Source organism: Nocardia transvalensis NBRC 15921, from assembly GCF_000308875.1.
In the GTDB taxonomy this organism is placed as follows: Bacteria; Actinomycetota; Actinomycetes; order Mycobacteriales; family Mycobacteriaceae; genus Nocardia; species Nocardia transvalensis.
The window spans coordinates 1-7,611 of sequence record NZ_BAGL01000034.1; the positions used below are offsets into that span (position 1 = coordinate 1).

Genomic DNA, 7,611 nt, shown 5'->3' on the forward strand with positions numbered 1-7,611 from the left:
CGGGTCGAGTTGTCCGGCGAGGCGATCCGGCTGACGCGGATGCTGCACCGGCTGCTGCCCGGCGACAGTGAGGTCGCGGGATTGCTGGCGCTCATGCTGCTGACCGATGCGCGGCGGCCCGCGCGCACGGGTCCGGCGGGTGAGCTTGTCCCCATGCGCGACCAGGATCGTGGTCTGTGGCGGGCAGCCGATATCGCCGAGGGGATCGAGTTGATCACCGCGGCCCTGCCGCGTGGTCCGGTGGGGCCGTACCAGTTACAGGCGGCGATAGCCGCCCTGCACGACGAGGCGCCCGACTATGCCTCGACCGACTGGCCGCAGATCACGCTGCTGTACGAGCGGCTGCTGGAGTCGGCGGACAATCCGGTGGTGGTGTTGAATCACGCTGTCGCGGTGGCGATGGCGCGCGGGCCACGGGCGGGGCTCCAGCTGGTCGAGAAGGTGGCCGATCGCCTCGGCGACGACCACCGCGTCGACGCGGTCCGCGCTCACCTTCTGGAGATGCTGGGTGAGTCCGCCGCGGCTCGCGATGCCTACCGTGCGGCGGCGGGCAAGGCCAAAAGCCTTCCGCAGCAACGCTATCTGAACGACCGAGCCGCCCGGCTCGACTGATACCCCCAACGTCTCGTTCCGCCCCTTCTTTTCCCGGCACGCTTTTGGCCGGGATCCACCTCGGTCACGGTGGTTTCCGGCCAAAAGCGTGCCGGGAAATGGATAGGGTCGCGCCGGAAAGGGTGGGGCCGCGCCGAAAGGGCGGGTCGTTAAGTTTCTGGCAACCGTTTCGCTAGGGGTGGCGTCTTGATTACTATGTGTGCGCTCGGAGACGGGGGGACCGCTGGTGCGGGAACCGGACCGTCTTGGTCCGGGTGCGGGACAGCGGTATTCGGGGAGGCGGAACAACTTGATACGACAGACATGGGTGCGGTGCGCGGCGCTGGCGGGACTGCTGGTGCTCGTGGCGGCGCTGGCCGGGTGCGGCGGTGAGACGACCGGCACCGCGGTACAGCAGGTCGCGGCCGATACCGGCAATCCGTGGGAGGTGGCGGGCGCGACCCAGAGCGGCGGGCCGAGCGGACCGCGGCCGGGTGCGCCCGACGCGCCGCTGCGCGCCGAGGGCGGCGACGGCGGCGAGATGGACCGGCTGGCGTTGAATACGCTGTCGGACCTGCAGGACTACTGGAGCGCCGAATACCCGAAATTCTTCAAGGGCACGTTCAAGCCCGTGGACCGGTTCATCTCCTGGGATGCGCGCGCACCCAGGGAGCAGGCGGTCGACTTCTGTAAGTCGTCGACCTATCACCTGGTCAACGCCGCCTACTGCAAGCTGGACAAGACCATCGGCTGGGATCGCGGCAAGCTGCTCCCGCTGGTCACCGACAAGTACGGGAAGATGGCGGTGGTGATGGTGCTCGCCCACGAGTACGGCCACTCGCTGCAGGATCAGGCCCGGCTCAACGGTTTCCTCACGCCGACGCTGGTCCTGGAACAGCAGGCCGACTGCTTCGCCGGGGTGTTCCTGCGGCAGGTGGCCGAGGGGCACTCCTCGCACTTCACGCTCAACACCACCGACGGCCTCAACGGCGTGCTGGGCGCGGCGGTCGCCGTCCGCGACCACGACCCGGAGGGTAAGAACAACTCGCACGGTTCGGCGTTCGAGCGGGTGACCGCGGTGCAGATCGGCTGGCAGGACGGCACCGACGGCTGCAAGACCATCAACAAGAAGGAGATCAAGCAGCGCCGCGGCGGGCTGCCCACCAGCTTCGAGGAGGGCGACAAGGACAATCAGCTCCCGGTCGACAACGCCTCGCTGGACCTGGTCTCCCAGGCGCTCGGCAAGATCTACCCCGTCGCGCAGCCTCCGGCCTACGACTACTCCGGAATCGTGAAGAACTGCGCGAAAGACACCGCGGTGGAACCGGTTTCGTACTGCCCGGCGGAGAACAAGATCGGGACGAATGTGCCGGGGCTGGCCGCGCGCGCCGGGACGCTACCGGGCGCGGACGAACCGCTGTCGGCGATGGTGGAGGGCAACTACAACGCCTTCCTGGTCTTCATCTCGCGATACGCGCTGGCGGTGGAGAAGGACCGCAATCTGCCTCTGTCCGGTCCGGACACGGCGGGTCTGCGCACGGCGTGCCTGTCGGGGGTGATCACCACCAAGCTCAGCGATCCGTCCAGCGATCCGCGGCTGACCTCCGGCGATCTGGACTCCGCCGTTTCGGGTCTGCTGTCGGACGGTCTCGCGGCCGGTGATGTGGACGGCAAACTCGTGCCCAGCGGTTACCAGCGGCTGGAGGCGTTCCGGACCGGTGTGCTCGACGGTGAGGGCGCCTGCTTGACGGCATACAAATAATCACCGAATCCATACCGGCGACATCCGGGATTAACCCGGGCCACCGACCATGGGGGATGTGATCACGCTCGGGCCATGGGCGGTCAGCGGCCTCCTCGCGCTGCTGGCCGCCCTGCTGTTCGCGTTCTCGGCCTCGTTGCAGCAGGGGAGTGTCCGTAGCGCCGCGCTCGCGGCGGGTGAGGCGCCCGGGGTGCCGGCGGTGATCCGGGTCGCGCGATCCATGCTCACCAGCCGCGGCTGGTTGCTGGGGCAGGGGCTCAGCGTCGCCGGATTCCTCTGCCATGCCGCGGCGCTGCGGTGCGGTGCGATCTCGACGGTGCAGGCGCTGCTGGTGGTGCAGCTGCCGTTCGCGCTGCCGCTGGCCGCGCGGCGGACGGGACGGCGGCTGCTGCGCCGGGACTGGGCGGGGACGGCCGTGATCTGTGCCGGGCTGGTACTGCTTGTGGCGCAAGGTGTTCCGCACGGCGCGGTGCGCACGGACCGGCTCCCGCTCGGGCTGGGCGCTGTCGCGATCACGGTGCCGTCGCTGCTGCTCGCGGCGCGCGTGGTGCGGTCGACGCAGCTGCGCTCCGCTCTGGTGGCGGTGTCGGCCGGATGCTGCTTCGCCACCACCGCCGTCCTGGTCACGGTCGCGACACCCGTTCTGCCGCAGCTGAGCTGGGCGTGGTTGGGGGTGCCTGTCTCCGCGGTGGTCGGGGGCACCCTCGTCCAGGAGGCCTTCGCCCGCGGATCCCTGCCGACGGCACTCACCACCACGACCGTCACCGACCCTGTCCTGAGCTACATCGCCGGCCTCACCCTCTTCGCCACCGCCACCCAGCCCGACTTCCTATGGCTCATCGCCCCCGCCGCCCTCGTCGTCGGAGGCATTGCCCTGCTGGCTAATTCACCGACGCTCCACGATGAACGCCAGCCCCAAGCGCCGATCGCCCTAAGTGCCTCGGTCTGACTCTTCCGGCGTGCTTTTGGCCGGAATCCACCCCAGCCCGAGTGGATTCCGGCCGAAAGCATGCCGGAAAGGGGGGTGAACTGCGGGAGTGTGACGTGCTGAAGGGGTTGGCCTGCCCGCGTTGTGACGTGGTGAAGGGTGGTCTGCCGGAGTAGTGACGCGCTCGAGGGCGATGTGCCGGAGGGGCAGTGCCGGAACGGGGGTGGACCGGTGGGGGCGGGGTGGGATGTTGCGCGGTGGGTGGTCTCAGGCGGAGCGGAGGGCGGGTTCGAAATTGGTGTAGAGGGTGAGCATTCCGGTGACGGTGGCGGACCAGGGGAAGCGTTCGGCGCTGTGGCGGGCGGCTCGGCGGCGGGATTCGGCGGGGAGGGCGAGGAGGGTGTGGACGGCGTCGGCGAGGCCCGTTGGGGTGCCGTCGCATTCGATGCCCGAGCCCGGCGGGCCCAGTAGTTCGCGGGCGGCCCCGGCGCTCGGGACGACGACCGGGGTGCCGCAGGCCAGCGCCTCGAGGACGGCGAGGCCGAAGGTTTCGGCGGGGGAGGGGCACAGGGCGATATCGGCGTCGGCGATCATAGCCGCCACCGTGTTCCGGCCGGAGACGTGACCGCGGAAATGCACCGGGAGGTCGGCCGCGAGGTCGGCCAGGGCCTCGCGCAGCGGGCCGTCGCCGACCACGGTGAGCCGGGCGTCGACGCCGGTGTGCCGCAGCAGGCGCAGCGCCTCGATCGCGCGTTCGGGATGTTTCTCCCGGGACAGGCGGCTCACCATGATCAGCCGGACCGGCGGGTGACCCGGCACCGGGCCCTCGATCGGCCGGAAGGTGTCCAGATCGACACCGAGCGGGATGCGGTGCACATTGCGCGCGCCGATGCGGGCGAATTCGGCCCGCGCGAACTCCGAGGTGACGACGATGTGCTCGACGCGCGCCGCGAGCCGGCGATTGGCCAGGTCGGCGGCGGTGACGAGCGGAAAGCCCGGTGGGACGCGGGTGCGCAGGATGGCATCGATACGCTCGTGCGAGAACAGCACCAGCGGCACCCCGGCCCGGCGCGCCCACGGCGCGAGCCAGCGCATGCTCAGCTTGTCGCTGCATTCCAGGACGTCCGGGCGGAGCCGTTCCAGCAACGGGCGGGTGCGGCGGGCGGTGAGCACGTGGTATCCGGCGGTCCCGAAACGCGGTCCGCGCACGGTGATCCGGCGTCCGGCGTCGGTGCGGTCGTCGGCGTCGCTCAGGCCGGGCACGACGAGCACGCGGTCGTGCCCGGCGGCCACATAGCCGCGGCCGATCTCGTCGACGCAGGTGCGCAGCCCGCCCGAGGCGGGAGTGTAGAAGTTGGCCAGCTGCACGATCCGCATCAGCCGATCACCTCGGCATAGGTCGTGGCGCGGGCGCCCGCGGCCAGCGCGGCATCGATCGCGCGCAGGGCGGCGTCCCGCAGGCCCGGCCGGTGCAGATCGTCGGGGTGCAGGGCGATGCGCACGAATCCACCGCGGGCGGCGGTCCGCCGGGCCAGCGTCCGCATCAGCCACGCGGCCGTCCGCTCGCCCTGACCGCCCGGCCGCTGCGAGAGCGCGAAGCCGCGAACTCGCCTGCCGGAGCGCAGGTCTCGCACCCCGAAGTGGTCGGTGGTGTGGGTGAACCCGGCGCGGGCCAGGGCCCGTTCGGCATCCGGCGAGGCCAGCCAGCCGGGCGGGGTGAAGCCGGTCGTGGTCAGGTCCAGATCGGACAGCACGGCGATACCGAGCCGCAGCCGCTCCCGGGCGCGGGCGGTGTCGAGTGCGGCGAATTCGGCGGCGCCGCGGGCGACCAGCTGGGCGACGGCGCGACGCGGCAGCGCGCCCTCGCGCGGCGCCCGGTGATCCCAGCCGTGCAGCACGATCTCGTCGCCGTGCGCGCGGCGCGCACGCAGAAACCCCCCGTACTCCGGCGTCGCGGCGAGGCTCGCGCCACGCCACGGACCGGGAATCACCAACAGTGACACCGGAATTCCGAAGGCATCGGCATCGGCGCACCAGCGCTCGGTCTCGGCGGTCGTCGCCGGAGCCACGTCATGGATACTCACTACCAGGCGTGCAGGCACGCGCGCACCGTAGCAGCGGCCGGTTGCGCCCAGCTGAACAGCGGCGGACGCGTTCCGGGCGGGTTGGGTAGCCGCGGTGGTGAGCGGGGAGGTCCGTGCCGGGGGTGCGGGGCCCGTGCGTTACGGGGACGCGTGCTCGGTCAGCCAGTCGACCAGATCCGTCAGGACGGTCTCCTGTTCCGGCTCGTTGAAGATCTCGTGGTAGAGGCCGGGGTAGCGCTTCACGGTGAGATCCTTCGTGGCCGCGCGCTGTTCGACGAGGTCCGTACTCTGCGGGGCCGCGAGGGCGTCGGCCGTGCCGTGCAGGACCAGGGTCGGCACGGTCAGCCGGTCCAGCCTGCCCAGGACGGTCTCGCTCGCGCGCAGGATCTCCGCGGCGGTGCGGGCGGGCAGCTTGCCGCGGAATACCAGCGGATCCTCGTCGTAGGCGCGGACCACCTCCGGATCGCGGCTGATGGCAGACGAATCCAGCTGCACCGCACCGAGATTGGGCACCCATCGGCTGAGTATCGGGGCCAGCGCCCGCAGGACGGGATTACCGGCCTCGACGACCAGCGGAGGCGCGGATACCGCGATCCCGGCGACGTCCAGCGGCGCGCGGGTGGCGAGGTACAGGGTGATGAGACTGCCCATACTGTGGGCCACGACGAACTTCGGCACTCCCGGATGCGCGGCCGCCGCGATGCCGAGGAGGGATTCGACGTTGTCGGCGGCGCCGTCGATGGAGACGATATTCGCCCCGCCGCCCTCCGACCGCCCGTGCCCCGTGTGATCGAGCGCGTAGACCGCGAACCCGGCGCTCGCCAGCCGCTCCCCGACGTGCCGGTACCGCCCGGAATGTTCGGCGACCCCGTGCACGAGGGCGACGACCCCGCGCACGTCACCGTCGGGTATCCACGCCTGCCAGCGAATACGCCCGTCGTGCCCCGGGAACTCCCCGTCCTCGGTCCGCGTCATAGCTCCTCCGTCCGCCGCCGCCCAGTGTCGCACGCCCGCAGCGATATCCGGGCGACCATCGGAGAAGGCCCGCGCTCGTCGGCCAGGCGGCAGGAGACCTCTCGCTCGGCGTCGCCGGAAACCACGATCGGGCAGTCGGGTCGAGGCGACGTGCCGAACAGGGTCGCGCTCAGGATGTGGTGAGCCGATCGATCAGGCGGCGGTTGAACTCGATCAGCCGGGCGTAGTCGGTGCGGGCGAGGCGTTCGTCGGTGCCGTGGATGCGGCCCAGGTCGGTGGCGTCGAGGATCATCGGGGAGAAATTGCAGCGGGTGACGGCGAGATCGTCGTAGTGGCGGGAATCGGTGGCGCCGGGGACGATTCCGGTCGTGATCACGGCATCGGGCACCACGGCGCGCGCGATATCCGCGACGAGGTCGAACGACGGTCCCGGGCCGGAGATGTCCGACGGCTCCGAGGACATGCCGACGAGTTCGATCGAGACCCCGCTGTCGCGCACCACCCGGCGGCAGTGCTCGAGCACCCCGGTCACCGAATCGCCGGGCAGGATGCGGAAGTTCACCAGCGCCTCGGCCGACTGCGGCAGGACGTTCGCCTTCACCCCGCCGCGGATCACCGTCGGGGCCGCGGTCGTGCGCACCAGCGCCTCGGTCTGCGGCCGCGTGGCCATGGCCCGCGCCACCGCCCCGCCCGCGTGGGGGAGCAGGCCCAGTGCCGCCCGGCTCACCGCGGGCATGGCCGGGCCGATCCGGGTGAGCATGTCGGCGGTCACCGGCGTCATCCGCACCGGCATCGGACGATCCTGGATCCGGGCCACCGCCCGCGCGATCCGGCCGACCGCGGTCTGCCGGCCCGGCATGGACGAATGCCCGCCCGGATCGGTCACCGCCAAACGCGCCGTGGCCCAGCCCTTCTCGCCCAGCATCACGAACGCCACGGGACGCCGCACGCCCGGCGCGAGACCGGTGGTGACCACGCCGCCCTCGTCGACCAGCAGGTCGGCGCGCACGTCCAGCGCGCGCAGATGCTCGGCCATGCGGGCGGCGCCCGCCGAGCCGAACACCTCCTCGTCGTGCCCGAACGCCAGATATATCGTGCGGAGTGGTCGCTGTCCCGCCGCCAGCGCGGCCTCGACGGCCTCCAGGATCGCCATCACCCGGCTCTTGTCGTCGATCGCGCCGCGGCCCCAGACGAAATCGGCGTCGACCACACCCTCGAACGGCGGATGGGTCCAGCGCTGCTCGTCGTCGACCGGCACGACATCCATATGC

7 protein-coding genes are annotated in these 7,611 nt (G+C 71.3%); 3 read left to right on the forward strand and 4 right to left on the reverse strand.

Features of this window, described 5'->3' with window-relative positions:
* The 3 genes from ON41_RS11340 to ON41_RS11350 form a co-directional block, all read left to right on the forward strand.
* Positions 1–612, forward strand: a 612-nt coding sequence (locus ON41_RS11340) for an RNA polymerase sigma factor (RefSeq protein ID WP_040747531.1), incomplete at its 5' end; no start/stop codon positions are given.
* Between the two features lie 289 nt (positions 613–901).
* On the forward strand, positions 902–2,353 hold the full coding sequence (locus ON41_RS11345; RefSeq protein WP_051161248.1) for a neutral zinc metallopeptidase: 1,452 nt from the start codon (positions 902–904) through the stop codon (positions 2,351–2,353).
* A gap of 58 nt (positions 2,354–2,411) precedes the next feature.
* On the forward strand, positions 2,412–3,302 hold the full coding sequence (locus ON41_RS11350; protein WP_246829503.1) for a DMT family transporter: 891 nt from the start codon (positions 2,412–2,414) through the stop codon (positions 3,300–3,302).
* A gap of 246 nt (positions 3,303–3,548) precedes the next feature.
* On the opposite strand, the gene ON41_RS11355 is transcribed toward ON41_RS11350, so the two are convergent.
* The 4 genes from ON41_RS11355 to ON41_RS11370 all read right to left on the reverse strand — a co-directional run.
* Entirely contained in the window at positions 3,549–4,658 is a 1,110-nt protein-coding gene (locus ON41_RS11355; RefSeq protein WP_040747533.1) for a glycosyltransferase, read from the reverse strand.
* Positions 4,658–5,383 (reverse strand): DUF2334 domain-containing protein, encoded by a 726-nt coding sequence (locus tag ON41_RS11360; protein ID WP_040747534.1) that lies wholly within the window; start codon positions 5,381–5,383, stop codon positions 4,658–4,660. Before ON41_RS11360 ends, ON41_RS11355 begins: the two co-directional genes overlap by 1 nt.
* A gap of 120 nt (positions 5,384–5,503) precedes the next feature.
* Positions 5,504–6,340: an alpha/beta hydrolase gene (locus ON41_RS11365; protein WP_040747535.1), complete on the reverse strand. Its 837-nt coding sequence runs from the start codon at positions 6,338–6,340 to the stop codon at positions 5,504–5,506.
* Between the two features lie 169 nt (positions 6,341–6,509).
* Positions 6,510–7,611: M20/M25/M40 family metallo-hydrolase (locus ON41_RS11370; protein WP_040747537.1), on the reverse strand; the 1,102-nt coding region annotated here is incomplete at its 5' end.

Bases quoted from the DNA above. Each gene is read 5' to 3' on its own strand.
- ON41_RS11355 (WP_040747533.1), bottom strand. From the start codon at position 4,658: ATGCGGATCGTGCAGCTGGCCAACTTCTACACTCCCGCCTCGGGCGGG.
- ON41_RS11365 (WP_040747535.1), bottom strand. From the start codon at position 6,340: ATGACGCGGACCGAGGACGGGGAGTTCCCGGGGCACGACGGGCGTATT.